The sequence below is a fragment of the Herbaspirillum sp. meg3 genome, from assembly GCF_002257565.1.
GTDB lineage: Bacteria > Pseudomonadota > Gammaproteobacteria > Burkholderiales > Burkholderiaceae_D > Herbaspirillum.
Window position 1 is genome coordinate 4,714,954 of the sequence record NZ_CP022736.1, and the last position, 23,063, is coordinate 4,738,016.

Annotated in this window: 22 protein-coding genes; 1 reads left to right on the forward strand and 21 read right to left on the reverse strand. The window is 52.1% G+C overall.

Going from position 1 to position 23,063, the window contains the following annotated elements:
• Positions 1-48: 48 nt before the first annotated feature.
• Positions 49-1,875, forward strand: a complete 1,827-nt coding sequence (locus hmeg3_RS21230) for an ABC transporter ATP-binding protein (RefSeq protein WP_094565511.1) — start codon at positions 49-51, stop codon at positions 1,873-1,875.
• Here the strand turns inward: hmeg3_RS21230 and hmeg3_RS21235 are convergent.
• The 21 genes from hmeg3_RS21235 to hmeg3_RS21335 all read right to left on the reverse strand — a co-directional run bounded on the left by hmeg3_RS21235 (position 1,868) and on the right by hmeg3_RS21335 (position 23,020).
• The gene (locus hmeg3_RS21235) at positions 1,868-2,899 is read right to left on the reverse strand and encodes a TIGR00180 family glycosyltransferase (RefSeq protein WP_094565512.1); all 1,032 of its coding nucleotides are present in this window, start codon (positions 2,897-2,899) and stop codon (positions 1,868-1,870) included. The genes hmeg3_RS21230 and hmeg3_RS21235 overlap by 8 nt on opposite strands.
• Positions 2,900-2,932: 33 nt before the next feature.
• Positions 2,933-3,595, reverse strand: coding sequence for a hypothetical protein (locus tag hmeg3_RS21240; protein ID WP_232511766.1), 663 nt, complete (start codon positions 3,593-3,595; stop codon positions 2,933-2,935).
• Positions 3,576-4,424, reverse strand: coding sequence for an NAD(P)-dependent oxidoreductase (locus tag hmeg3_RS21245; RefSeq protein WP_094565513.1), 849 nt, complete (start codon positions 4,422-4,424; stop codon positions 3,576-3,578). Before hmeg3_RS21245 ends, hmeg3_RS21240 begins: the two co-directional genes overlap by 20 nt.
• Positions 4,421-4,909 carry a DapH/DapD/GlmU-related protein gene (locus hmeg3_RS21250; RefSeq protein WP_094565514.1) on the reverse strand — a complete coding sequence of 163 codons (489 nt, stop codon included), beginning with the start codon at positions 4,907-4,909 and terminating at the stop codon, positions 4,421-4,423. The genes hmeg3_RS21245 and hmeg3_RS21250 overlap by 4 nt, the downstream gene beginning before the upstream one ends.
• Positions 4,906-6,132 (reverse strand): class I SAM-dependent methyltransferase, encoded by a 1,227-nt coding sequence (locus hmeg3_RS21255; protein ID WP_094565515.1) that lies wholly within the window; start codon positions 6,130-6,132, stop codon positions 4,906-4,908. Before hmeg3_RS21255 ends, hmeg3_RS21250 begins: the two co-directional genes overlap by 4 nt.
• Positions 6,129-6,680 carry a dTDP-4-dehydrorhamnose 3,5-epimerase gene (rfbC, locus tag hmeg3_RS21260; protein ID WP_094565516.1) on the reverse strand — a complete coding sequence of 184 codons (552 nt, stop codon included), beginning with the start codon at positions 6,678-6,680 and terminating at the stop codon, positions 6,129-6,131. Before rfbC ends, hmeg3_RS21255 begins: the two co-directional genes overlap by 4 nt.
• Positions 6,680-7,792, reverse strand: coding sequence for a CDP-glucose 4,6-dehydratase (gene rfbG / locus hmeg3_RS21265; protein WP_232511768.1), 1,113 nt, complete (start codon positions 7,790-7,792; stop codon positions 6,680-6,682). The genes rfbC and rfbG overlap by 1 nt, the downstream gene beginning before the upstream one ends.
• A complete protein-coding gene (gene rfbF / locus hmeg3_RS21270; protein ID WP_094565517.1) occupies positions 7,753-8,523 on the reverse strand; it encodes a glucose-1-phosphate cytidylyltransferase in 771 nt (256 codons plus the stop codon). Before rfbF ends, rfbG begins: the two co-directional genes overlap by 40 nt.
• 25 nt (positions 8,524-8,548) lie before the next feature.
• Positions 8,549-9,583 carry a phytanoyl-CoA dioxygenase family protein gene (locus tag hmeg3_RS21275; protein WP_094565518.1) on the reverse strand — a complete coding sequence of 345 codons (1,035 nt, stop codon included), beginning with the start codon at positions 9,581-9,583 and terminating at the stop codon, positions 8,549-8,551.
• Between the two features lie 49 nt (positions 9,584-9,632).
• Positions 9,633-11,225: a hypothetical protein gene (locus hmeg3_RS21280; protein ID WP_157739321.1), complete on the reverse strand. Its 1,593-nt coding sequence runs from the start codon at positions 11,223-11,225 to the stop codon at positions 9,633-9,635.
• 16 nt (positions 11,226-11,241) lie between these two features.
• Positions 11,242-12,279: a pseudaminic acid synthase gene (gene pseI, locus hmeg3_RS21285; RefSeq protein ID WP_094566494.1), complete on the reverse strand. Its 1,038-nt coding sequence runs from the start codon at positions 12,277-12,279 to the stop codon at positions 11,242-11,244.
• A gap of 25 nt (positions 12,280-12,304) precedes the next feature.
• On the reverse strand, positions 12,305-13,807 hold the full coding sequence (gene pseG, locus hmeg3_RS21290) for a UDP-2,4-diacetamido-2,4,6-trideoxy-beta-L-altropyranose hydrolase (RefSeq protein WP_094565520.1): 1,503 nt from the start codon (positions 13,805-13,807) through the stop codon (positions 12,305-12,307).
• Positions 13,808-13,861: 54 nt separating this feature from the next.
• Complete coding sequence (locus hmeg3_RS21295) at positions 13,862-14,659, reverse strand: SDR family NAD(P)-dependent oxidoreductase (protein ID WP_157739323.1); 798 nt, start codon at positions 14,657-14,659, stop codon at positions 13,862-13,864.
• A gap of 33 nt (positions 14,660-14,692) precedes the next feature.
• Positions 14,693-16,348: an aldo/keto reductase gene (locus hmeg3_RS21300; RefSeq protein ID WP_094565522.1), complete on the reverse strand. Its 1,656-nt coding sequence runs from the start codon at positions 16,346-16,348 to the stop codon at positions 14,693-14,695.
• Positions 16,349-16,351: 3 nt separating this feature from the next.
• The gene (pseC, locus tag hmeg3_RS21305) at positions 16,352-17,503 is read right to left on the reverse strand and encodes a UDP-4-amino-4,6-dideoxy-N-acetyl-beta-L-altrosamine transaminase (RefSeq protein ID WP_094565523.1); all 1,152 of its coding nucleotides are present in this window, start codon (positions 17,501-17,503) and stop codon (positions 16,352-16,354) included.
• Positions 17,500-18,501 carry a UDP-N-acetylglucosamine 4,6-dehydratase (inverting) gene (gene pseB / locus hmeg3_RS21310; protein ID WP_094565524.1) on the reverse strand — a complete coding sequence of 334 codons (1,002 nt, stop codon included), beginning with the start codon at positions 18,499-18,501 and terminating at the stop codon, positions 17,500-17,502. Before pseB ends, pseC begins: the two co-directional genes overlap by 4 nt.
• Before the next feature lie 78 nt (positions 18,502-18,579).
• Positions 18,580-18,918, reverse strand: a complete 339-nt coding sequence (locus hmeg3_RS21315) for a MarR family EPS-associated transcriptional regulator (protein ID WP_094565525.1) — start codon at positions 18,916-18,918, stop codon at positions 18,580-18,582.
• A 142-nt stretch (positions 18,919-19,060) separates the two neighbouring features.
• Positions 19,061-20,359: a DUF4910 domain-containing protein gene (locus tag hmeg3_RS21320; RefSeq protein WP_198361735.1), complete on the reverse strand. Its 1,299-nt coding sequence runs from the start codon at positions 20,357-20,359 to the stop codon at positions 19,061-19,063.
• Positions 20,356-21,132, reverse strand: coding sequence for an AAC(3) family N-acetyltransferase (locus hmeg3_RS21325; protein WP_094565526.1), 777 nt, complete (start codon positions 21,130-21,132; stop codon positions 20,356-20,358). Before hmeg3_RS21325 ends, hmeg3_RS21320 begins: the two co-directional genes overlap by 4 nt.
• Positions 21,129-21,362 carry an acyl carrier protein gene (locus hmeg3_RS21330; RefSeq protein ID WP_094565527.1) on the reverse strand — a complete coding sequence of 78 codons (234 nt, stop codon included), beginning with the start codon at positions 21,360-21,362 and terminating at the stop codon, positions 21,129-21,131. The genes hmeg3_RS21325 and hmeg3_RS21330 overlap by 4 nt, the downstream gene beginning before the upstream one ends.
• Positions 21,359-23,020 carry an HAD family hydrolase gene (locus hmeg3_RS21335; RefSeq protein WP_094565528.1) on the reverse strand — a complete coding sequence of 554 codons (1,662 nt, stop codon included), beginning with the start codon at positions 23,018-23,020 and terminating at the stop codon, positions 21,359-21,361. The genes hmeg3_RS21330 and hmeg3_RS21335 overlap by 4 nt, the downstream gene beginning before the upstream one ends.
• Positions 23,021-23,063 lie beyond the last annotated feature (43 nt).

Consider the following 23,063-nt stretch of genomic DNA (forward strand, 5'->3'; position numbering starts at 1 on the left):
CCAGCCTGCTTCGTTTTTCTTTGAAGCTCAATTTACCGCCGACAGCGAATGGTAAAATTTGAAGATAGCGCTAAAACGCAGAATTTTACTACCATTTTCCTTAAGAAAGCTTGCATGATTCGCCAATTGTGGACAGTTTTACGTGATGCCGATGACTCAAAATTCCGCCTTCCACTGTTTTTCCTGTCCTGTGTCGTCGTAGCACTGCTCGAATTGATCGGCGTCGGCGTCATTCCACTCTTCGTGACGGTACTTCTCAAGCCCGAACTACTGAGTGCGGCGAACACCAAGTATTTTCACGGCACGTTCGACATGTCGGAAAATCGCCTGACAGCGGTTCTACTCGTTGGTCTTACCATCTCAGCCTTCCTTGCAGCAAAAGCAGCAATCACGCTATTGCTGGGGCTGCACCAGAATCATGTTCTTGCCCGCTATCAGACCGCTCTTTCTTCCAAACTCTTGACGCGCTATCTGACTTGGCCGTACGAAACACACTTACAGAAAAATTCGTCAGAGCTAGTGCGGAACGCGATCAACGTACCAGTTTCAATTGTCAACAGTCTTCTCAGTATCAGCGTCGTTGCAACAGAAAGCCTTCTGATCGTCTTCGCTGCAGCCTTACTTATTGCTTACCATCCGATCATTACGCTAGTTTCAATAACCCTGCTTGGCATGATCGTGGGCGCACTTTTCTTTTTTTTCAAATCACATCTCGCACGCTTGGGTAAGGAAGCCAATAGCGCTGCAGTCGAAACCATGAAGTGGATCAATCAGACTTTAGGCGGCATCAAGGAAATCAAGGTAGCTCACCGGGAGTCCTATTTTCACGATCGCTATCTGAAGAATTTTAAGGACTTTTCGGAACTTACCCTAAAGACCCAGTATATTCTGCAAGCACCAAGACTGTTCATGGAGCTAGTCGCTATCCTGGCCATGGTTGCGCTGGCCGCACTCCTGATGAGCTATGATAAACCCGAGAACGTTTTACCGATAATGGCGCTCTTCGGCGCCGCGTCGCTCCGCCTGATCCCCTCTGCAAACCGGGTCTGGAATGCGATTGCCACCATTCGCACAAATATTGTTTATATCGACACATATATAGCCGACATAGCGCATGCTCCGCCACCTGAACAGGACAATCACCTAAGCCTTGATGACTGGACATTATGTGATGGCATCCACTTCTCCAATGTAGGTTATAGCTACGAACAAAGCCAACGTCCTGCACTTGAAGGACTCGAATTCTCGGTCCCCCGCGGGCGGACCGTAGGTATCGCTGGCCGCTCCGGCGCCGGCAAGTCCACCCTGCTCGATATCCTGCTTGGCCTCCACCATTCGGACAGCGGCGACATCACAGTGGATGGAAAGAGCATCTGGTCAAATCTACGTGCATGGCGCGCCACGATCGGCTACGTACCACAGCAAATCTTCTTGCTGGACGATACGATCCGTCGCAACATCGCGCTCGGAGAGAATGACGACAACATTGACGATGCTCGCATCAATACGGTGTTGACACAAGCCAGCCTGCACGACTTTGTGTCGACTCTGCCGCTCAAGCTAAATACACGACTGGGAGAAAGAGGCGCGAGATTGTCAGGTGGACAGCGCCAGCGCATTGGTATTGCACGTGCGCTGTATCGTCGCCCGAGTGTCCTCATCCTGGATGAAGCCACCTCGGCACTAGATCACGAAACAGAACAAGCGATCGCCGAAACCTTGCAAAAATTGCGTGGTGAAATCACCATTTTCATTATTGCGCATCATTCCGCAACGATGTTGCTATGCGATGATATCCACGTATTGGATCAAGGAAAACTTGTTACCAGCGGGACGCCTGCAGAACTTGAGGAAAAAGGCATTCACTTCAAGTAGATGACCGCCGTGCAGTAAAACGTTGATGCGCGCCCAATATGGCGCGATACGTCGCCGGTGGCATACCCAATACACCCGATAACCAAGTTGGCGCCAAGATTCCGGCAAGGCAAAGAAAATAGTATTGCCCGGAACGCATCCTGGAACGCCAGCTAGATTCTGTCGAGACCTCCATAGGGATAGCATCCACTTCCCACAATTGCAGCAACGAATCCACCGTATATTCGGCGTAGCCGGCTTCGAGTGCTTCCTTGCGCATTAAGGCATCCACCAACAGTGGCCGGATGTATGCGATATCTTCATGAGGGATGTAGCGGGTAGCGCCTTCGCGTTCCGGATCTCTTGTGGTGACCGAACCATAATCGCGCAAACCAAATGGTGTCGCCAATTTGGCAACCTTGCCATCAATCAGCAAAAGACCATTGGTCAGCAATTCCATCGATGAATACTTGATGTCCGGCGTCATGAACGAAAAGGCCTTGCGCGTTGACTCTGTTCGCCTGACCGCATAGAACAGCGGAATCGAGCCTACAGCTGTGTACGCAAAATAGAACATGGCTCGCTGAATGAAGCGCACGTGATCAAATCGACTTCCGACGTCTAGATCATTTCCCAGCGCAATGCCATTGGAAATACCCAATTTCTGCGGATAGTAACGCAGCGACCATACCTGCCCTATCGCGGCCGCATAGTCGGAGTGCGAATCAAGAAAGTCGGCACATCTATCTGCTGCGTCTGGGAAAAAGAAGTCATCGTCGCCACACATAAGTACATAGGGCGTCTTAACCAGCTCAAGTCCTTTATGAAGACGCATGCCGAGATGCAACGACGATTCGAAACGATAATGCTCAACCAATGGAAACGCATCGATGACGACACGATTTTTTTCGGCCACGTCGTCATTGCTGCCGTCCAGTACCAGAACGCGATACTGACTCCCCATATCGGCAAGAAAATGAAGCAGCCGCGCAATCTCGCTGGGACGATTGTATGTCGGGATGATGATGGTGATCTGGTTATTCATGTCGTATATCGATATTGACCGGATTTAGGTGATTTACTTACCATCCAGACGAAAAATGTCTCGTAGGACGTCTTGCTGCAAGGGTTTGAAGAGCAGTCCCTCGGGTCCGCGAAACACCGCGGTTTCGCCTGGCGTATCGCTATTAATGACACTGACGCCTTGCGCCAAGATGGAGTTTTTTCTGACGTGAGATCGTCCGATGATCGCAGTGTTCGGATACATCACCACCCCCTCCTCAAGCACCGGCGCCACACCATGGTTTTTGCCGACAGTGGAATTCTGATAAAGCACCAAATAGTCGTTGTACGTTGCCTTGGCCAGAACAATTCCCACAGAATGTCCGATGAAAAATTTTTCAGGCAAGGCAATCTCATAAAAACAATCGATGCCGTTCAGGGCTTTATTCAACAGAAAAAGCTTGGTGCAGACCTCCACGTCGCCACCGTTGCGCCAGATCGTATTGGAAAGAAAATAGAGATAAATACAATACTGGGTGGAGTGCAAATAGTGAAACTGGTTCTCTTTCCAACAACGCACAGAGTTAATGCATTTTTGCAAACGAGCAAGGCTCTCATCGAGGTGTTTATCAATATGTGTGCCGACAGAAACCCTGCCGGCGGGAAAGAAATTCTCCAGCTGCCTGACCGTATAATCGACAAGATCGGACCGAGATAAATTAATCAGCTGCATCGCCATTAACGTCCTTGATGTACAAATTGAGGAAATCGAGCAACGCGACTGGCATCACGCCAAGCTCACGCAAGCGCGTAATATCACATACCGGCGATGCGCCTCCGATCCCCCCTACTCCAAATTGAATATTCCACCCATTGTGATTCAGGAAGTTCACGATATCCTGATTAGAAACGTTCTGGCCGCTCGCCACATTAACGATACCGGTGACATTCTCATCCAACATGATTTTCAGTGACGCCACAACATCATCAACATGTACGTAATCGCGACTAAAATCCGGCGAGGAGGCGAGCGAAAATTCACGCATCTCCCTCGCCTGTTGCAAAAGCCTGGACAGAAATCCCGGGGAACCTGGCGCGCTATCGTACACATTCGCCAATCTGGCTACGCACGCGCGACTTCCTGAGTCCATCACACATAGATTCTCCCCCAGCGCCTTAGACAAGTCGTAGAGATGGCGAGGATTCTGTGGATCCAGACACAATGCCTGCCCTTCCTTACCGTGCGACAGACCGTCGTAAACTCGGGTAGATGACAGATAGACGAGACGATCAAACCTGGAATGAGACAAAATCTTGCTGAGGAAAGACACATGCGCTTCGACCGTCTCAAATGGCTTAGCTGCGTAGTCGGCAGTCAGACCAATGCAATAGAACACTCGACCGAGATCTCTCTCGAATATCTCGGCACTACCCCGTTCCGGCGCGTAACATGCATCGCCCCCACGACGCAGCGCCTGTACGATGCGCTGGCCGATGAAACCGCTGGCGCCGAGCACCGTATAGCCTTGCACCCCACCCGCAACAACTGGAAGTCCACCGCTATTCAATGCCGCTCTCCGATCTTACGCAGCGGATTGCCGGCATAGACACCGTAAGCATGCAAAGTCCCTCGGATCAATGAACCAGCAGCGACGACACATCCTTCCTCAATATTGGCGCCGTCGAGAATCACGCAGTTTGCACCAATCCAAACATCGTCCCCAATCTTGATTCCACCTTTACTCCTCATGAATCCCTGCGAAGAAATCAAGGCATTGCGATCCGCATACGCATGATTGGTAGATGCGAACGTGCAGTTCGCCGCCACAGCAACATGTCGGCCAATTGATATGCCGTTTCCGGTGTACATCACACATCCGGAGTTGATCACGGAGTGATCGCCGATGACAACATCACCGGTTCCACCAGCTGGCTTTATCTTCACAAAAGCATCGATAACAACATGAGGCCCGATCACAATTCTGGTTCCACGGACCGAATCCTCAATATCGGCGAGCCCAGAGACTCTTGCTGAGTCGGCAATGTCGATCATTTGAATATTCTCATTTCTGGTACTGCCGCAACAAATTCGCCCCCCCATTCACGAACATAGCCATGCAGAGAAACCACTTCATCGGCAATATTCCAGGGCAGAATCAATATTACGTCAGGCTTGCGCTCACGCAACACCTCAGGCGGTAGTACAGGAATATGACTTCCCGGCAAATATTTATTTTGCTTCGACGGTGCCGCATCGCAGACATAGGGCAACAAATCGGGCTTGATGCCGGCATAGTTCAGCAAGGTGTTGCCTTTGGCCGCTGCGCCATACGCGGCGACCTTCTTGCCCGCCTTCTTTTGCTCGATCAGATATTGCAGCAGATCATCCTTGACCCGATCCGCTCGCTGCTGGAATGACGTATACGTGGACAGCTGTTGCATACCGCGTGAACACTCTTCATCCAGAACTTTTCTGACTGCGTCGGTCTCGACGTGCGAGGCATCCTTGCGACAGCCGTAAACACGCAGACTACCGCCGTGAGTATTCAGTAGCTCAACATCCCATATGCGCAAGCCTTGCGATTCAAATATCCGGCTAACCGCGTAGAGCGATAGATATGAAAAATGTTCATGGTAGACCGTATCGAACTGATTCTCTTCAAGCAGCCTCAACAAATGAGGAAACTCCAGCGTGACAACCCCCTCCGGATTCAACACCTCACACAATCCTGCTGTGAAATCATTGATATCAGGGACGTGAGCAAAGACGTTGTTGCCCAGCACCAGATCTGCTCCGCGAGACTGTGCGACCAGGCGCTTGGCCAATTCCAATCCAAAAAATTCTCTCAACACAGGTATGCCGAGTTGCTCCGCTGCTGCAGCGGTACTGGCGGTTGGCTCGATTCCAAGACAAGGAATTTTCTTTGCAACGAAGTTCTTCAACAAGTAACCATCATTGGATGCAACTTCCACCACGTGGCTATCAGGGCCAAGTGCAAACTGCTGCGTCACCTTATCGACATATTTCTCTGCGTGGACAAGCCAGCTTTGCGATACAGAAGAAAAATAAGCATAGTCCGCGTTGAAAAGTTCATCGGCCTGTGCGTAGTCTTCCGTCTGCACCAACCAGCACTGATCACATACAAACAATTTCAGCGGGAAATAAGTTTCCGTCTTTTTAGCATCGGCTGGCGCAATATATGCATTTGATGGCGGCGCAAACCCCAAGTCCAAAAATACGTTGGAGAGGGGATGCTGACAGTGACGACAATTCATAATGTGATCCCTGAAAAAATGGGAGTGAGTAATGGGTGTTTTCGATCGCGCTCAGACAGATCTGTCACTGGCAAAGGCCACGCAATAGCCAGCATCGGATCGTCATGCGCCAGGCCTGCTTCACTCGCAGGCGTGTAAAAGGCAGTATGCAAGTAGAGCAGTTCGCTGTCAGCTTCCAGCACTTGAAAGCCATGCGCGCATCCCTCGGGCAAAATCATCATGCGCGCATTTTCCTGGCTTAATTCTTCGGCGTGCCAGTGCAAGAATGTCGGGGAGTCTTTCCGCAGGTCCACAGCGACATCCCATACTCGACCACGCAAGCACCGCACCAGTTTCATTTCGGCATGAGGCGTCACCTGATAATGCATTCCTCGCACCGCACCAATCGCTGCGGTGCGCGAATGGTTGACCTGTACGATCTGGCGCCCATGGATTGCGGGCGCCAATTCCTGTTCACAATACAAGCGGGCAAATGCGCCACGATGATCTTGGTACGCAGTCGTCTCAGCAACAAACAATCCGGCAATGTCAGTCTTCAGAAGCTTCATTATCTGGTCCACGCAAGGCCTGCGGCATTCGCAGCATCTATGTACGCACGCAACTGCGCAGCACTAATGACTGCACTATTTTCCACATAAGAGCGATACCATTGCGCGGTCGCGGTTAGCGTCTGCTCCAGGGGCCATACCGGACACCAACCCAGCCGTGATTTGGCTTTGGCGCTATCAAGATGCAGTAGATTGGCTTCATGAGGGAGCTCACCTCCCGCCACACTCCAGGAAATCGCGGGCCATGCCTTCTGCAAACGGATGAGGACATCTTCAACCGTGCGGTTTCCATCTGCTTCCGGCCCGAAGTTCCAGGCCTGAGCAAATTCCTGTTGCTCTTCAAGCAGCTTCTGCCCAAGCAGCAGATAACCGGACAGTGACTCCAGCACATGCTGCCACGGCCTTGTAGCGCCAGGTGAGCGGATCTTCAGAACTGTTTTTTCGGATACCGCACGCACTATGTCAGGAATGAGGCGATCTTCGGACCAATCGCCACCGCCAATAACATTACCGGCACGTGCGCTCGCCAATAAAGGCGCCCCCGCTTTAGCAAAAAACGCCTGTCGATAACTGCCGACGACCAATTCGGCCGCGGCTTTGGACGCACTATAGGGATCGTGTCCACCTAGTCGATCAGTCTCACGATACCCCCATTCCCACTCGCGATTTTCGTAGCATTTGTCGGTGGTAATAACGACAATCGCCTTCACACTGGTGCAATGCCGGCAAGCCTCCAGCAGATTGGCGGTGCCTATTACATTCGTCGACCAAGTCTCAAGGGGATCTCGGTATGAACGGCGTACCAGAGGTTGCGCCGCCAGATGAAACACGACCTCCGGTTGCGTTTTCTGCAGCTCAGCAGCCAGCGACGCGGCGTCGGTGATGTCCAGCGGCGCATCATCGACAGGCAATTCCAGCAACTGCCAATGTGATGGCGTAGTTGCCGGCGCCAGAGCGATGCCGGTCACTTGCGCGCCCAGCTCGGACAACCACAGTGTCAACCAGCTACCCTTAAAACCGGTGTGCCCAGTGATTAGAACTCGCTTGCCACGGTAAATATCGGCAAAAAGAGTCATTTCCAGGTTTTCCAGGATGCCTTGCCGCTGGTCCATAGTTCCTCAAGCAAGATTTTCTCGCGCAAGGTATCCATCGGCTGCCAGAAACCATCATGTTTGAACGCTGACAACTGCCCCTCGACCGCTAGCCGTTCCATCGGCTGACGTTCCCACGAAATGCTGTCGTCGCTAATATAGTCAATTACCTTGGGCGACAAAACGAAGAACCCGCCATTGATCCAGCCACCTTCTCCGCGCGGTTTTTCTTTAAACCCAGTGATTATTTCGTCGTCGATTTCGAGAGAACCGAAGCGCCCCAATGGTTGAACTGCCGTTACGGTCGCGAGGCGTCCATGCTCGCAATGAAATTGGATCAGTTTGCTTATATCGACATCAGAAACGCCGTCACCGTAGGTAAAGCAAAAGTCCTCATCTCCCAGATAAGAAGCAACCCGCTTCAGTCGTCCACCGGTCATGGTGTTATCGCCGGTATCGACCAACGTCACTTTCCATGGCTCGGCGCTCGCCTGATGTACCTGCATCTGATTATTCGCCATGTCAAAAGTCACATCGGACATGTGGAGAAAATAATTAGCGAAATATTCTTTGATCAGATATCCCTTATAACCGAGGCAGATCACGAACTCATGCACGCCATGCGACGAATAGTTTTTCATGATGTGCCAAAGGATGGGCCGACCACCAATTTCGACCATAGGCTTTGGTTTGACCTGGGTTTCTTCGCTCAATCGGGTACCCAGTCCCCCTGCGAGAATAACTGCCTTCATATTGCCTCGATGTATAAAGAAATTTTTACTGGCCTTGCAGATACGTATAAAGATCGGGATAGCGCCCGACGGCAGCAGCAAGATTCGGCACCAAATCCGGTCTCAAATAGGTCTTGGGATAATATGCCCCAAATAGCGAGTTGCTGAATTCTATCTGCATGACCAGGCGATCGCCGCTTTCCACGTGCTTGCCTTTGTGTAAGCCGCGCGTGTCTTCTGCAATGATAGTGCCGCGCGGTGCTGAAAATTCGATAAACCTATCGTCGTCAAACTGCTCCCTCACCTCATCGTCCGTCAGGCGCGAATAGCCTTTGTTGAGCAATTCTGGAGATATTGCATTAGACCTGTGCGAGCCGGCAATGAAAGAATGCGGCCCATTTTCGGGACCGACATCCGACAGGTAGATGAAAAACTTGAGCCATTTTGGCCGATCCATGTCGAAATGAAAGTACTGCGCGGCCTCAGCATCCGGCTTGTCAGAAAACTTGGTATGCCACCATAACGCGACAATATCAATCACTGGGCGTGCTCCCAGATATTCCTGCGCGAGGGAGGCAAATGACATATCCGCCAGCAGGGCCTGCACATCGTCGTTGTTCAACAAATCCTGAGCGAGGAACTCATAACGCACGGCCTGTGGGGCCTCACGGTGATAGACGGCCATCTGCGGCGCGCCCAGTGCAGTGCCATCCATCGGACGCAGTTTACATGGTGCGCTGACAGCATATGCCAGCAGACGGTCACACAAGTCTTCCGGCAAACGGTTGCGAAACACGTAATAACCTTCCTTGCGCAATTGTTGCACTGCTTCGCTCTCCTCCTCGCCACGCACGGCACCCAATACACCAAAACTCCCCTTATCAAAGACATAGGGACGGCGAAACAAGCCTATGATCCAGGAAAGCATATCGTTGGAGTAACCTCTGGTGCGACAAAACAGGGCGATCATGCTTTGATGCGCAGCATCGCTTGTCGTCCCCCTCAGGAAATACATCAACAAACCCTTGGACAGAACCAGCGTGTCACGAATGCTGCGCAAGCTATTTTTTATGAAAGACATCTAATGAATCCTTTCGACATCGTTTAAGCCAATCGCCACTGAGTCCAACTCATGACAGGCACGTTTCAAATTTCTTAACATGCCGGCGGAAAGCGCTCATTTGGAAAATTGACTCTAACTCAGCCTTCAAACCAGCCACTTGCTCCAACTCAAAAAAATCGGCGCAATGGCTGCGAAACACGCCTAATACCTCAAGAAATTCCTGTTCATCATGCGCATGGTTCAAGTTGTGCATATAGTAAAACGCCAGACTCTCGTTTCGCATCACGGATTGGTCTCCCCCAAAATTGCCGCAGGAGATGAGTGCATCACGATATTGTTCACGTGTTTTTGCGGTTACACAAAAACCGAATGAGCTGTGGGGATGTCTCGCGCACATAACCGAGGGCACGCCAAGATAAGCCATCTCATGGGCGACAGTGCCATAGGCGGTGACGGCGCAAATAACACCAGCTTGTACCAACTGTTTATTGGTAATGTTCGATGAAATAAACGCGGTGCCCGGATACCTCTGCTTCAATTCATCCAGAACTCCACCGCTCAACCCGATCTGATTGGGATGCGGCTTGACAAGAAAGCGGATGCCGGCTTTTTGCAGGGTCTCAATTGTGAAGCATGCCCACTCCCAGAAATCGGCAAACACCATGTCGTAGTAGACATTGGGGCTGTCAAAGAAATCATGCAGGAAAATTACTGCTGCCCCGCTGGCATCCACCGCAAGCGATTCGCGCTCCTGATAGGGGGACTGTTTCATGTAGGCAGTAGCGCTATCAATCTTGCCTGCGATTCGCGACGCCAGCGCCGCGTCGGCCTCAGCCAGTCTTTCCTGCTGACTATCCAGCACAGCGAAATCCTGGGCATAGGTATCTGCAAACTTGGTATGCATCCAATCTTGGAGCGTCAGTTGCTTACAAAACTCCTGGTAATTGCCGAAGGCAAATACTTTGACGCCGTGTTGCAGCGCGATCCGCACCGGTATTCCATGCTGAACGTAGGTGGAATACGATGTCAAAAAAAGTTGCGGTGGACGCTTGGAAAAGTAATCCTGCGCGCGACGCACATCTCGGTAGGCCTGCCAGATGACATGAAACATGTAACGGTCGGCAACATCCACTGTCGGCGCAGGCTTGAACCGCAGATAGGTATCATTGACCAAGTCCCCAACCAGGACGCCGCCAATCTCAAGCGTTGTCACGTTTGTACCACGCACCAATCTGCGCCAAACGCGATAGGCGCGCACCAGATCAAACAAATCTCCAACGATGTCTCCAAGATCGTTGCAACGATAGGCGACGGCATCGCAGTAACTGGCGTACAGCACCCGCCATTTCTCACTGGTGATCGCGTTGACGAACACCCGATTCAAAAAAAATCGTGACCAGGAAGCTGCCTCCGCCACGTTAACGCTTCTGAACATAAGTTGCTCAACGCGCAACGGGCCGTGCAGGCGCAAAGCGGATGCAATAGCGCCGAACACGCCGAAATAGAAAGGGTCCTCGGCACATTGCACCAACAATACTGGCTTGGCGGCGGCGGGTGACTTTGCACGACGACGAAAAAAATCCGCCAGTCCTGCCTCAACCGGATTGACAATGCGCAAGGCTCGCAACGTCGCCGTTAATTTCAATATTTTTTTTATCATTCCCGAGCCGCCGACTTCAAAACAATTCCCAGGACAACGCCGTACCGCGTTTGATGTCGCTCCTGGCAACACGCCCCAACGCCTGATCCAGATATTTCGTCGGCAGGCCATACCCAGGGCGAATCGCCCGTAAGTTTTCACTGCTGAATGTCTCGCCCGCCTTCATATCCTTCACGATATACAACGACCGGCGGAACACCTTTGATTTCTCTTCCTTTTTGGTAGCCCCGTAGCTGACACTTCCAAACGCCTGCCAGGCCCGCTCGCTATCGATGACCAGCGATTTCATCTCTTCCGGTTCCATCGAAAACGTGGAGTCGACACCTCCATCGGCTCGGCTGAGTGTGAAGTGTTTTTCAATCACGGTAGCCCCCAGCGCGACGCTCGCGACTGACACACCTATGCCCATAGTATGGTCGGATAGTCCGACTTCACATTGAAACAACTCACGCATGTGAGGAATCGTTGAAATATTGGTATTTTCAGGCGTAGCCGGATAAGTACTGGTGCATTTCAGCAAAATCAAGTCTTTGCAACCTGCTTCGCGCGCTGCCCTAACTGTTTCGTCTAGTTCCGCGATAGAGGCCATCCCGGTGGAAATGATCATCGGCTTGCCGGTTGCAGCCACTTTACGGATAAGCGGCAAATCTGTGTTCTCAAACGACGCGATTTTGTAACATGGGACATCCAGACTTTCCAGAAAATCGACCGCACTGTCATCAAATGGCGTGCTGAAACCGATCATGCCATGTTCTTTGCACCGGTCAAAAATTGGCTTATGCCACTCCCATGGCGTGTGCGCCTGCTCGTAGAGCTTGTAAAGAGACGAACCTTTCCACAAACTACCAGGGTCGGCAATGAAAAATTCCCCCTCGGATATATCGAGCGTCATCGTATCCGCGGTATAAGTCTGGATCTTTAACGCATGGGCGCCAGTACTGGCTGCCGCATCGACGATTTCCAGAGCGCGTTCAAGGGATTGATTGTGATTGCCAGACATTTCTGCAATGATGAACGGAGCATGATCTCGACCGATAGCCTGAGTGCCGATCATTATCCGAGCGCTTTGCTCCAACGACTTATTGGCCATGATTCTGCTCTTTCCGAAATATAAAATGTTTCATGTCAAATCCAGCTTTCAAAAACGCTGATATTGATGCTTTGTTGTCCGGCATGACCGCGGCAATCAACTCAACGATTTGAGGGTGATGCTGCTCCATCCAACTACTGCCAGTTGCCAAGAGATGTGCGCCCAAACCTTTTCCCATGCTATCCGGAGCCAAATAAACTGACACCGTTGCGCTATAGCCGTCCAAGTCATAACGCAATACGCCACCTCCATCCCCCTCCATCTCGGCAACGAGTAATATCCTGTCCGGGCGTCTCAATGTCGCTTCAAACCAGCGAGCATGCGACTCCCACTCCAATGGATCCTGATTAAAAGAACTACGCCTCACTGCCGGATCATTGCGCCATGCAAACAATCGTTCGCAATCATCGCCAATCGCCGGTCGCAAAGACACAGGCGGTGCAATCAGCGCAGAGACGACGCGCATCGCACCTCGCCCATCGACAATATTTTTGCTAGCGATGCCGAAAGCCTGTCGCAACGACTGCGATAACTTCAATATTCTTACCGCCGCCATCATGTCTTGTCCGGTGATAAAAGAACAATCCCCCAAGTACAAATGTACGGCCTGTCGCCCCAACGCTTCAGCACCTTCAATTTGATTGCTGGCGGTTGCAACCACAATACCGGGCAACCCTAGACAGCAACGCTCCCATGTCGTTGTACCACCGGCGCCAAGAAAAACATCTGCCTTATACATCAAGGCTGCCATATCCTTTACATCGAACAGGAAATTGACGCGCGGTAAAGTACAGCATAATTCTGCGATCTCCGGAGCCGCAGGATTCGAAGCACCAACCACGACGTCGAATTCGACCTCGTCGACATCTGCCTGTTGCATTTCCCTTAGTACTTTCAGCGTTTCCCCCGTCGGGTCGGAGCCGCCAAAGGACAGTAACACCCTGAGCGGGCCATGACGGACTCTACGCCCAAGTTCTCGCGTTGATGCAAACTCATTCCGCAAAAGTGCATAAGACGGACCGAGCAGACGCACGCACTGCGCTGGCACGAGGCCGTCATAGCGCGCGAGAGGATTTTCAAAAAAATTCTGATCCAGCAAGACGTCGCAATCGTGACGGCGATTCGCCAAGTCATCAATCACCATGACTTTCACAGTGCCGTCACGCACGATCTGCTCCCAGCGAATATCAAGTTCGTAGTGATCGACAATGATCCAGTCAACCCGTCCGATTGACAGCAGGCATTCCTTCGTGGCGTATGCATCCGATTGCCAATCCAAGAGCATGGTCGACGACGTCCCGGCACCACTGACGATAGATAAATGGTGATGACCATGTTCTGCTATGCGTTGCTGCCAAACCAGCGCCAAATCCCTTGCCAGCACATAGACCACCGCCCCCCGGTCTCGCAACGCGTCCGCTAAAGTCAAACAGCGCATGAGGTGCCCGACGCCTATTTGAGGTGAAGCATCGAGTCGAATGGCGACTTTCATTGACCGCCCCTTTCGAGTAATGGCAGGTGTGCTGATTGCATTTTCACGGATCCGTTACCATGCGGTCCAGCCGCCATCCACAGGCAGATTGACTCCCGTGATGTAGGAAGCGCCCGCGCTGAGCAGAAACAGAACCGGGTCGGCAACTTCGCTGGCAATGCCGATTCTTTTCATGGGAACCTTTGCCCTCAATCTTTCGTGAAACTCCGGCTGAGTCTGCTTGATGCCTTGCGAAGGAAACGGCCCCGGACTAATCGAATTGACTCTGATGTTGGACTCTGCCAAATGGCATGCCAGATAGCGTGTCAGTTGAATCAAACCGGCTTTAGTTGCGCCATAAAAAGGTGGATTGTTGGCGCCGCTGTCGAGGTAGATATCAGGATTGGGGCTGACCATCCCGTACATGGATGCGACATTGACCACGGACGCGCCACCCGCACGCCTGGAACCCGATTCCTGCAGCAGAGGCAAGGCGCGCTGCACAAGGTCAAACGGCGCCGACAGGTTGAAAGCTGTGGCATTCTCAAAATCCGCAACAGTCGACGATTTAATGCTGCCAGTCTTTCCAGCGTATGCGTTGTTGACAATACCGTCCAGACGGCCAAGCCGCTTTTCAATGACACCGATGGCATCGCGCCGCCCTTGCTCGTCGCGGACATCAAACACCAACCGGGTAACGTGACCACCCACTTTTTGTAAGCTTCTCTCGAGCTGGATAAGCTTTTCCTCATCCCGACCACACAGTACGACATGTGCACCGGCATGTGCCAACACGTGTGCGATCGCCTGCCCCAAGTGTCCGGTAGCTCCCGTAAGCAGGACAACATCGTCATTCAGTTCGAATCTGTTCATGCTCTTCATCCGATAACGGCTTTTAATACAACCTCAGGCAGGCCAGGACGCCGGATTCAACAAGCGCTCAGGAACCATACCTATCATTTTTCTCACATGATCGCGCTCGTCTGCGGTAAGGGGCGCGCGGCAGGCCAACGCCAGATTATCTTGCAACTGCGCGACGCTATCGATACCGACTACGATGCTGTCAATCCACGTCAGTCCGGCAAGATAAGCCAGGCAAAGGTCCGGCTTGCTTACTCGTCCCAACTCCTGCACGAGTGAATCCAGCTTCTTCACAATACTTGAGGCGTCAACGATGCCATCTGGCCAAATCGCAGCATCCGAGACCAGAAGACCTTGCAGGAAGGCACTCCGGACATGTATGGAGACATCCGGACGTTGTGCTCGCAACGCCAGAAACGGTGAGGTCTCCCAACGCCAATCGAGCAAATTGCAAGGCAGCTGAATGTATTTGATGGCAGGATCTGCCAGTGCTTCCAGGGCCTCTTCCTGCGTGGAAAGCGACGCCCCCAGCAATTTGATGACGCCCTCCTGCTTGAGCTCCAGCAAACGCTCCCAGATTGCACCATTCCAAGACGAGCGGTGCTGCCATCGATGCAAAGCAAAGACGTCGAGGGTAGCTACCCGCAGGTCTCGGCAAGAACGGAAGACACTGGCTTCAACTGCCGCACGAACCAGTTCACGGGATGCATCAGCAGGCAACCAGGCCAACGGATCCAGCTTCGTGACAATACGGGCACGACTTTGTAAGTCTGCCCCTCCCAAGAGACCAATACGATGCTCGGCAATTCCATAGGCTCGTGCGGTATCGATGTCACTTACACCATGAGCAAGCGCCACGCGAAAAATCTCTTTGACCTCCCTGTCATCCGGCATGCCGAGAGTATTCGCAATGCCGTAAGGAAGGCCGAGTTGTACCGTCCCCAGCGTCAGCGAGCCGACCGTCCGACCGTCCTCCCTGATTTGATAGGGAATCCTGAAACGAGGTGCCTCGGCGCTGTCGTTCAAGGCTTGTACAAGCTCGCCCCAACTCACCTCTACCGCCGTTTCTTCCCTGACCGCAAACAAGCTGAACAAGCGCTGATAGTCGTTCAATGTGTCCATCGTGCAGCGCAAGTAGTCGTAGCGATGCGACAAACCAAGGGAAGCGTAGTCAACATCCTCGCAAACAGCATATTCGCGGATCCATGGAGTAACATGTTCACGCTGTGCAGCGTTCGATGCCATTCGGGCCGCTTTGCGCAGAATACCGGCAGTGAAGATTTCTGCGCTTAATCCATAGGGCAGTCCGTCGACTGGTGAATGTGTTCCTAGATAGTCGGCTTCGCTAGCTGCAAAACGGCGCAATAGCGCTTCGACAAAAGCACCATCAGGAAACAGGTTGTCTGCAGTGAGGCGCACAACCACATCGTCATCTGCGAGATCCTCGACGGCGTCGATGAAACGCGCCAGCACGTCGTGCAATGCACCTCGCACCACCTGAACGCCATGGCGCAGCAACGTCTCCGCCAAGGCGTCGTCGCTACAGTCGTCAGACGTGGCGACGACCACCTCCCCACCTCGATTACCGGCTCGCAGTGCGCATAATACCGCGGCAGGAAGCGATGCAATCGGCAATAGCGCCTTTGCCGGCAACCGAGCCGACGATGTCCTCGCCTGGATGACAATACGGGTGCGGCTCATGCATCAACCTTGAGCAACTGTCACAACGGCATCAATAACCCGTTGGACCGATTCGTCGGACATGGATGCATACATTGGCAAACTGATGGTTCGCGCATAGTAATTTTCCGCCTCGGGGAAATCGCCTCGTTTGAAACCGAATTTTTGATAATACGGCTGCAAGTGCACCGGAAAATAATGCACGTTTACACCGATACCCGCCGCACGCAACGCATCGAACATGCCCCGACGGTTCGTCCCCTGCGCGCACAAGATCGGATACAGATGCAACGCCGAGGACGTATCCGGGCTTTGCCAAGGCGGCACAATCGATACCCCTTCGAACGCGGCATCATATCTCGCTGCGATCTGGCGACGACGCTCGCAGAACTCGTCCAGCCGAGTCAATTGAGTCAGTCCGAGAGCAGCCTGGATATCCGTCATCCGGTAGTTGTACCCCAATTCTACTTGCTGGTAGTACCAGGGGCCTTCGCTATCCCCATGCATCAGCGCAGTATCCCGCGTGACTCCGTGGCTGCGAAACAGTCGCAGTCGCTGATCAAGAGATACGTCGTTGGTGAGCGCCATGCCCCCCTCTGCAGTTGTGATGATCTTCACCGGATGAAAGCTAAACACTGTGATATCGGAGTAACGGCAGTTGCCGACTGCTCCATCAAGGTAGCGGCCGCCAATAGCGTGAGACGCATCTTCGATGATGGAAAAATCATACGTATCGGCGAGCTCGCGCATCTCTCGCATATCACACGATTGACCTGCGAAATGTACTGGGATCACCACCTTAGGCAGTCGTCCCGCAATCTTGGCCTTTATTAGTTTCTCGCGCAGCGCGTTGATACTCATGTTGTAAGTCCGCGCATCAATGTCCACGAAATCAACATCGGCGCCACAATACAAGGCGCAGTTGGCGGAAGCAACAAAGGTATTCGGTGCAGTCCAGACAATATCTCCTGGCCCCACACCCAGCGCCAGACAGGCGATATGCAATGCACCTGTCGCATTCGATACTGCAACTGCATGCGCGGCATTGCAACGGTCGGCAACAGCCTGCTCAAAAGCTGGAATCGACGGCCCCTGAGTCAGCCAATCCGATTTCAGAACCTCGACTACCGCCTGGACATCTGCATCGCTGATATCCTGCCGCCCATACGGGATCATTCCGCGGCTCTCTTGTTGTAGTCAAGAATTTCAGCCACGCTCAAAAACTGAGGATTCTTGCCGGAGTTGTATTCGAAGCCTTGCTCGACCAACTTACCTTGCTCACCCAGCTTATTAACCGCGTAGTCGTTGCTCTTGTTATAAAAACGAATAGTCGGTTGCAGTACAAAATGGTCGTTGAATTCGAGCGTAAGATGAGAGTCATCCATCGGACACATGATTTCGTGGAGTTTTTCACCAGGGCGAATTCCGACGTGCTTGTGCGGCAGATCCGGCGCCATCGCCCGGGCAAGGTCAACAATGCGCACCGAGGGAATCTTAGGAACAAAAATTTCGCCACCATGCATGCGTTCAAAATTCTTCAGCACGAAATCGACACCCTCTTGCAAAGTGATCCAAAAACGGGTCATGCGTTCGTCCGTGATCGGCAACGCATCAACCTTGTCCTCAATCAGCTTCTTAAAAAACGGAACTACCGAACCGCGCGAGCCGACCACATTACCGTAACGAACAACAGAGAAAGTCGTGCGATGACCACCTGCCATATTATTGGCGGCGACAAATAATTTGTCCGACGCCAGCTTAGTCGCGCCATACAGATTGATAGGATTGGCTGCCTTGTCTGTTGACAAGGCAATGACTTTTTCAACCTGGTTTTCCAGCGCTGCTTTAATGATATTTTCAGCGCCGTGGATATTGGTCTTGACGCATTCCATCGGGTTATATTCGGCAGCCGGCACCTGCTTCAAAGCTGCAGCGTGAATGACGTAGTCAATTCCGCGCATCGCTTCCTTGAGCCTCGACAAATCGCGGACGTCGCCAATGAAGTACCGCATTTCAGGGGCATTGAATTCTTGCTGCATATCGAACTGCTTTAGCTCGTCGCGCGAAAACACAACAATACGCTTGGGCTTGTAGCGCTCCAGAATCGTCTTTGTGTACTGCTTTCCAAATGATCCGGTGCCACCCGAGATGAATACTGACTTGCCGTTAAACATGGATATCCTTTGTGTTTTCAATATCTGCGCCGCCAATCCAAGCAGCCCTACCTACTCAAAATGCCGTCATTCGCTTCTTCAGCTCTTCACTTCCTGCAATTGAGCAACTTCGTACTGCAATGACTCGATCTCGTGACTTAGCGCCTCATATTCCTGCATTTTTATCTTCAGGAATTCCATAGTGAGATTCGCTTTCGCCTCGATCCCACGTGGCGTCAGTAAGTAGATATAGCCGCGCTTATTGGGATTGCTTTGAAAATTGTTAACTTTGACCAAGCCCTTTGCGACCAGGGCATTAATGCAAAAATTAACCTTGCCAAGGCTTATTCCCAACTCCTTGGCCAGCTCGCGCTGGCTGATCTCCGGCCTGCTTTCCAAGCTCTTCAATATTTTGTAGCGATTCTTTTCATCCAACATGATCACTCTCGGCTACGAAATTAACGATCTAACCACAAGAAAAAATGCCGACCGTTCAGTCATTGAACATTCGGCATTTGATCACTTTTCCGTGCGTCGATCAAGGTCAGGCAAGAGATTCCGCCGCCGCTCCGTCTTATCATTAATCTTTTGACAACAGCCCCGCTTGTGCCAACCGTTCGACAATCGGGATCAGCTCCCACGCAGGCACGTTGATCAGATCTGCAATCTCGAGCAAGCTGGTCTGTCCGTCCGCATACGCAATCAGGTCCATCATGGACTTGACAGTCTTTCCCGACCCCTTGGTAGACAAGGTTGGATACAACCCTCGCTTACCAAGTTGCGGCTCGCACATCACTGTGCTACGTGGACGGCAATCGGATTCAATACATTCAAGGATGCGCTGATAAACGGCAAGACCACCTGCCAATCCAGCTGGAGTGACCAGAGCAAGATCGTCGAGGGAGGTGTGATATTCAGGATATTCTCCATATTTGCTGCGCGTTACTGAAGCCACTGGCAGATCAATGCCGGGACTGCAATATTGTCGTTCATCGCTGCCGCGATCTAGAAAAGAATAGGATTTGTATTCTGGGAAAACATGCTTCAACACATGTCTTGCGGCTTGATCCGCATAGGTATTGCCTTTGCGTGACGGAATAAATGAATAAGTGCGCTCGTCACCGATGCAGGTCAGAACGTATCCCGCAATGGTCGCCTGCTTCATCTGCTGATGATGTCGGCTGAGATAGACGATAGAGCCGATGGTTTCTGGAATGAAGACGATGCGATAACTGTAGCGCAAATCCTTGCATGCAGACAGCCAGCGTGCCAGCGCTGTCGTGACTACCGGCCCTGACAATTCATTGTTCGCCATCGAAGGGTGGCACACATAGGTCGACAACAGGATTTCCTGCTTTTCGCGGCCCGAAATCAAAAGTTCGCCATAATTAAGCAAACCCGGTTTGAGCTCACTGTCGACTACCGCACGATAGCGGCCCGGCGGCATCGCCTGCCGTTGCCGATGGCTCAAACAAAATCCCCAGCGCCGCGCGTAGTAAGACGTTACATAAGGGATCGCATCCGGCTGGTCTGGCAGGGAGTAAAGATGCTTGTCCAATTCCTCAAGGGATAGCCATTCGTTAACCGGTACCGAATAGTTCAAGACATGCAGGTTGTTGACCTTCATGTCCACAACGCGCCGACCGCTCTCGTCTTCGATATAGGCATCCCGAATCATCCATTCGTCTGGCACCGTCCAGTCGAATACTTGCGCGCCGGACTCAATCGAACAAATCTTCATGCCTGGAATGAGTCTGGCCAGATATTCCAATGTCTCCAGCGTCGCCGGACCGGTGATACTGCGTGCTAGCGGGAATAGATCCGTGGCCCAGCGATGCATTTCAGTACCGATTGCAGCGTGATCAGGCTCAATGATCATTTTGGATTTCCTTCAACGATCAAGGCCGACGGATTCTCTAACAACAATTCCATGGTCGCCGCCATGAACTGGCTACAACGCGTCATACTCAGAGCAACCCGGCCTACGGGAACGACTAGTAAATCTTCCTTATTAAGCATAACTTCGCGCAATCGGCTCAAATCCAGCGCAGTTTGCCGCTCGACATCTCGAACAAAATAGCTCACCTGCTGCGCGCGCATATCCTCACCGTTTTGAACCATACCGGAAAAATTTTTGAAATAACGATAGTTGACGTTCGCCTTCTGTTCCAGATAATGCACAAAAGTAAACCGGTCAATGGCGCAGCCCATCCCTGCCAACAGCGCGTCCTGCCGCTCCAGCCAAGCAAAGAATGACGCTGAACCAAAACAGTCATCACTTTTGATGGCAGTCAGTTCCGGCGCCAGCGGACCACGTGCGGCGACACTGAAATTCGGATCTTCCGAACGCAAGACGCCCGGCATGAGCCGAAAATGGTTGGTCAGCATCCCTACCGTACTAGGCGTCGTCTGCACATTGAAGTTTTCGTTCTTGGTAAAACTGTAGCTGAACGTCGGTAGTATCAACGTTCCATCCGGGCCGAGCACTTCGTCAAGCGCATCGAAAAAGAGATTGCAACGCTCATCAGTTGACATTGGCGGCAACTGTGCCAAGACCATTGAATCGCTGTGCAACATCAACAAATCGCCACGCTGCACGCCGGCCTCATGAAAAGCTCGCGTAATATCGGTCGCAGACAGCCAGCGGCTCATAACACCTTCATTTCTGAAAGAGCATGCTGAATTTCCGCCAGACTCTTGAGTTCAGCCATCTGCTCAACAGAGAAACGCACATCGTAATTCTCTTCGACCAGCATCAGAAAATTGAAATGGGCCATCGAGTCCCACTCGGCAAAACTACCTATTGCGAGGTTTTCAGTGTTTTCCGGAATAGTACTGGAGGGAAACTGCTCTCGTAGCAGATCGGTCAATGCAGGTTTCATGATTGATTAAATACGTTCTGATAAGGAATGGAAAAAAGTTCGACATCAATAAAATAAACGATGCCCTGAAGATGATGCTCCGCGGCCAGACGTGATAACAGGCCATCACTCGGATCACTGTCAGGAGTGAGAGCCACAAAGCCATGTGCAGGTAAAACATTTTCCGCAACCACGTTGCGTCCGCTGGGGACGAACTCTGCCAGCATCCACTTTGTCTTGCCGGCTTTGAAGGTAGCAACTAGCTGCGCCAGAATCCATGCTTCGAGGTGTCGCCCCAGTACCCGACAACTCATCAGGAAAGTATCAAGGAAGGCCACGCCATCAAGATCCCGCGCGATAGCCAGAGCAATAATGCCATGATCACCGAAACGATCCGACAGCTCGACCATGAAGGTGGTCGCAGGATTCTCCGCAGCCAACAGCTCGATATCGGCCCTCGAATGACGGACCGTACGCAGATTGAACTGATTGGTCTTTGCACACAACTGCTCTGCCCGTCCCACGCTACCCGCGTTGATCGGCAGAGTCTTGGGCCGCATGTCGATGGTTTTCAGAAAACCCTGTTCGTCGGCAACGTTCTTTCGCTCATTGATGAATGCTGCACGGCTGCGATACTGGTCTCCCTTTTTCTGATCGTCCCGGGTAATCGCGAAACGTGCAAACATATCGTCGGCACGCAGAAGCGCTGGCCATTGACCGACATCTGCCGGTACTTCAGGCGTCACCACCTCGGGACACAAGGTACGCATCTTCTCGCGCTCCAGCGGATTGTCGTCCCAGAAGACAAAACTACTGAGCCCAAGATCCAGTTCTTGCGCCATGGCGCGAATATTCCCGGCCTTCTCCTCCCAATTAATCCTGGCAGCAACAATGTCTTCGCGCTTGAGCACCATTCCCGCATGGTGATCGAAAACGGACCAGACCTCTTCTTCGTTATTCTTACTACACAGCGCCAGCAATATACCTTCTGCTGCCAACACTTGCGCCACTTTCTGGAAATGAGCAAAAGCTTTACCGATGCCATCGCTACCCAACACGATACCTTCGAGACCGACTTCGCCGACCACTCCGCCCCAGATCGTGTTGTCGCAGTCGAGCACCAGCACTTTTTTTGCGGCCTGGCGCAGACGGGTAAAAACTGCAAGCGCTGAAGCTGACAAGCACTCAATACCATGCGACGACAGGCGGCATCTGGCCGCATATAGATTACGGCTGTCGAAGGCAGTAGCCATGCCATCCCTAGACCAGACCTGATCCATATTCAGAACATGCAGTGTTGGATGACGTGCGGCGATCTCATATAACATCGCCTCAAACCGACGTGTCAACTGCAACCATGCAGACATGCTTCTGGCACTGCTGATCGGGCTTTCTTGCCGCCATCCTGAAAATGCGATCAGCGTCGGCGCTTGCGACTTCTCCAGCCGCGTCTCCAGTGGTACTAGCAAGGATGACAACAATTCATCCATCGACTCCGTGACCGCCGGCACCAGATCTTCGAGGAACAGCATGCACAGCATCGGCTCCGCGTCATTTGAGGCAAGAGCGGAAAACCAGTCGCCATATTCACCGAAATCCAGTTGATCGAGCGCTGCCAGCGATGACCAGTTGCGGTTACCGGGCAACAAAAATGAAGTAGCAGAGATGCGTATTGTCATGATTCAAAAAACAAAAAATTCTATTCATTTCGCAGCAGCTGAC

Coding starts and splice junctions, on each gene's coding strand:
- hmeg3_RS21230 (WP_094565511.1), top strand. CDS start 49: ATGGTAAAATTTGAAGATAGCGCTAAAACGCAGAATTTTACTACCATT.
- hmeg3_RS21235 (WP_094565512.1), bottom strand. CDS start 2,899: ATGAATAACCAGATCACCATCATCATCCCGACATACAATCGTCCCAGC.
- hmeg3_RS21240 (WP_232511766.1), bottom strand. CDS start 3,595: ATGGCGATGCAGCTGATTAATTTATCTCGGTCCGATCTTGTCGATTAT.
- hmeg3_RS21250 (WP_094565514.1), bottom strand. CDS start 4,909: ATGATCGACATTGCCGACTCAGCAAGAGTCTCTGGGCTCGCCGATATT.
- hmeg3_RS21255 (WP_094565515.1), bottom strand. CDS start 6,132: ATGAATTGTCGTCACTGTCAGCATCCCCTCTCCAACGTATTTTTGGAC.
- rfbC (WP_094565516.1), bottom strand. CDS start 6,680: ATGAAGCTTCTGAAGACTGACATTGCCGGATTGTTTGTTGCTGAGACG.
- rfbG (WP_232511768.1), bottom strand. CDS start 7,792: ATGGACCAGCGGCAAGGCATCCTGGAAAACCTGGAAATGACTCTTTTT.
- rfbF (WP_094565517.1), bottom strand. CDS start 8,523: ATGAAGGCAGTTATTCTCGCAGGGGGACTGGGTACCCGATTGAGCGAA.
- hmeg3_RS21275 (WP_094565518.1), bottom strand. CDS start 9,583: ATGTCTTTCATAAAAAATAGCTTGCGCAGCATTCGTGACACGCTGGTT.
- hmeg3_RS21280 (WP_157739321.1), bottom strand. CDS start 11,225: ATGATAAAAAAAATATTGAAATTAACGGCGACGTTGCGAGCCTTGCGC.
- pseI (WP_094566494.1), bottom strand. CDS start 12,279: ATGATCGGCACTCAGGCTATCGGTCGAGATCATGCTCCGTTCATCATT.
- pseG (WP_094565520.1), bottom strand. CDS start 13,807: ATGAAAGTCGCCATTCGACTCGATGCTTCACCTCAAATAGGCGTCGGG.
- hmeg3_RS21295 (WP_157739323.1), bottom strand. CDS start 14,659: ATGAACAGATTCGAACTGAATGACGATGTTGTCCTGCTTACGGGAGCT.
- hmeg3_RS21300 (WP_094565522.1), bottom strand. CDS start 16,348: ATGAGCCGCACCCGTATTGTCATCCAGGCGAGGACATCGTCGGCTCGG.
- pseC (WP_094565523.1), bottom strand. CDS start 17,503: ATGATCCCGTATGGGCGGCAGGATATCAGCGATGCAGATGTCCAGGCG.
- pseB (WP_094565524.1), bottom strand. CDS start 18,501: ATGTTTAACGGCAAGTCAGTATTCATCTCGGGTGGCACCGGATCATTT.
- hmeg3_RS21315 (WP_094565525.1), bottom strand. CDS start 18,918: ATGTTGGATGAAAAGAATCGCTACAAAATATTGAAGAGCTTGGAAAGC.
- hmeg3_RS21320 (WP_198361735.1), bottom strand. CDS start 20,359: ATGATCATTGAGCCTGATCACGCTGCAATCGGTACTGAAATGCATCGC.
- hmeg3_RS21325 (WP_094565526.1), bottom strand. CDS start 21,132: ATGAGCCGCTGGCTGTCTGCGACCGATATTACGCGAGCTTTTCATGAG.
- hmeg3_RS21330 (WP_094565527.1), bottom strand. CDS start 21,362: ATGAAACCTGCATTGACCGATCTGCTACGAGAGCAGTTTCCCTCCAGT.
- hmeg3_RS21335 (WP_094565528.1), bottom strand. CDS start 23,020: ATGACAATACGCATCTCTGCTACTTCATTTTTGTTGCCCGGTAACCGC.